At 37.9% G+C, this 2,345-nt stretch carries 3 protein-coding genes; all 3 read right to left on the reverse strand.

The genetic code is table 11. From position 1 onward, the window contains the following. Window positions 1-120: 120 nt before the first annotated feature. Genes QZN45_RS11000 through QZN45_RS11010 form a run of 3 tightly spaced genes read right to left on the reverse strand, consistent with a single transcriptional unit; the run spans window position 121 to window position 2,073 of the window. Window positions 121-672 carry a DUF2115 family protein gene (locus tag QZN45_RS11000; protein ID WP_296812957.1) on the reverse strand — a complete coding sequence of 184 codons (552 nt, stop codon included), beginning with the start codon at window positions 670-672 and terminating at the stop codon, window positions 121-123. A 17-nt stretch (window positions 673-689) separates the two neighbouring features. After that, the gene (locus tag QZN45_RS11005) at window positions 690-1,157 is read right to left on the reverse strand and encodes a DUF2115 family protein (protein ID WP_296802301.1); all 468 of its coding nucleotides are present in this window, start codon (window positions 1,155-1,157) and stop codon (window positions 690-692) included. 37 nt (window positions 1,158-1,194) lie between these two features. After that, the gene (locus tag QZN45_RS11010; protein WP_296812959.1) at window positions 1,195-2,073 is read right to left on the reverse strand and encodes an alpha/beta hydrolase; all 879 of its coding nucleotides are present in this window, start codon (window positions 2,071-2,073) and stop codon (window positions 1,195-1,197) included. Window positions 2,074-2,345 lie beyond the last annotated feature (272 nt).

The following is a 2,345-nucleotide window of genomic DNA, read 5'->3' on the forward strand; positions in this document are numbered from 1 at the left end:
ACGCAGCAATTAATATTCTAAACCGCTGGTTCAACGGGGATAGCCTGATAAAATACTTAAATTAACCATTATTAAGTGAAAATAATTCAGGAATCCCCATCCTATAGAGGATGGGGTGGTTCAAATATCTGATTGCTCTGCAAGGCATATGTTGCACACGGCATTAGGTGTGTCGATGTTTGAATCTTTGACGGGGCAATAGAATTTTCCGTTTTTCTCTTCGACTTTTTGGGATCCTGGAAATGGTGTTCCAACCTTATGAATAGGCTCCTCCAGAATGAATGTGGTGTAGATTGAAGCCAAACAGCCCATAATTGGGGTTTTGCTTTGAGAATCCTGTGTTCCATTAATGTAATTGGATTTTAATGTTTCGATGGAATCTGCAATGTCTTTTTTGTCGATGATTTTTTGATAATCTTTTGAATCTGTCATTATGTCCTTTACGCGAAATATGAAAATCTCAACATAGGACTTTTCGCTGTCTTTTCTATAGCTTTCCTGAACATACTTGTTTTCCTCGATTATCTGTGCACTGGCAGACATCATGTCAAATACTGAAATCGTTGATGCGTATTTCTTCAGCATGTCACGAACCAGATTGCCTGTAATGTCTTCATGCTTTGAAATGATGTCAAGAAAGTCATCGCACATTTTAAGATATTCATCAACCATTATAATTTCTCCAATATTTAAAATCCAAATGAATAACCTGCATTTTTGCAGATGCAATATCGGCATAAAGAGTTTTCATCCTTGATGCTCATGATTCTTGTTTTGCATTTGTATTCTCCGTTTTCTAAAAAGACCTGATCTTTTGTGGGATTGTCTCCAACAGGATGCAATGGTCTTTTGCCCATAAGCGCCAGATAAAGTGAAATGTACTTTGTAAACTCTCTGGTTTCCTCATCCCCTCCAGCATAAGTGTCAAAATAAAAGTCAATGTCCTTTTTGATGTTTTCAACCACTCCATCTTTTATTTCATAGTCTTCAGTAATGTCGATTGCAAAAATCTCATCCCATGTTTCTGAATTGTATTTGGCGAGCTGTTTTGTTAGGGGATCTTTGTACCTGTCATCGGTAACCTTGTTTTTGAGGTATTCGATAGGATAGTCTTTTAGGTTTTCCCTGATTTCTTTAAGTAGTTCTGTAGCTTTCATAATTATGTATATTATTTTTTTAATATATCTGATTTTTCTATTTCATTATTCTTTCAACAATATGGTTGAATGCCTCTTTTGATTCCGGAACCAGAGGATATACGGGATAGACGTGGTTCATACCTTCTCCGACGTTAAGCTCGACATTGATATCATTATCCTTCAGCTTGTTGTAGAAGTTGGTTACATCGTGATAAATCTGTTCATGTGTCCCAACGAATATTGTTGTTTTTGGAAAATTGCTCACGTCTCCAAATAGGGGACTTACCTTGTAGTCCTTCAAGTCCAAATTGCCTGCCCATGCTCTGCCCATTTCACGAAGGCCTTCAACTCCGCTCATCGGGTCTTTTTCAACATCATCGTATTTTCCTGACATTGACACGTCAACCCATGGGGATATGAGAATCAGGTTTTCAGGTTGCGGCAAATCGTTGGCAGCCAGATATTGTGCAAATGCTGCAGAAAGTCCTCCTCCGGAAGAGTCTCCCATGATGGTTATGGGTTTGTCCAGTTCTAACAGATGCCTGTAGAGTTTTTCGAGAATATCATAGGTTTCATCATAGGTATGGTTTGGAGCAAGAGGATACAATGGAGCAAATACTGTTCCGCTGACCTTTTTTGCAAGCCTGTCACAAAAGGATATGTGTGGAATCATGATTTCGTTAACGTATGCTCCGCCATGAAGATAGATAACAATCTGGCTGCAGTCTTTGCTGCCTTTGAATATGAGCGTCTGGCAGCTGAACATGTCTTTGCTTTCGACTTTGGATTTGTATATTCTTTTTGGAATTTTAAATTCTTCATCTTCCTCCAAGGAACGCTTCTGCATATGTTCACGGGCAGCGTCTGCACTTTTGAGATATTCTGGATGTCTTTTCTCCAGTGCATATTCGACGATTTTTGACATTTTTGACATTTTTTTTCACCTTGATATAATTGGTATAGATTTTGTTTGTTTCCATTATTCTATTTTCCGATTAATTGCCATGCTGTATGATATTATAAATTTTAACAAAAAACAATGTTGGCATAAATTATTTCTTAATTTTCAACAATAACAATTATTAATTGAACTACCTCGACTTTGGAGAAGTCGAGGATTCTTACTTCACGGGCTGATACTCTCCCACGAGAGTAGGATTACCGTGCTATCCCCCCTGTTCCAGAGGTTCATTGTTTCATCAGTTA

This window comes from uncultured Methanobrevibacter sp., from assembly GCF_900314695.1.
GTDB lineage: Archaea > Methanobacteriota > Methanobacteria > Methanobacteriales > Methanobacteriaceae > Methanocatella.

Coding starts and splice junctions, on each gene's coding strand:
- QZN45_RS11000 (WP_296812957.1), bottom strand. CDS start 672: ATGGTTGATGAATATCTTAAAATGTGCGATGACTTTCTTGACATCATT.
- QZN45_RS11005 (WP_296802301.1), bottom strand. CDS start 1,157: ATGAAAGCTACAGAACTACTTAAAGAAATCAGGGAAAACCTAAAAGAC.
- QZN45_RS11010 (WP_296812959.1), bottom strand. CDS start 2,073: ATGTCAAAAATGTCAAAAATCGTCGAATATGCACTGGAGAAAAGACAT.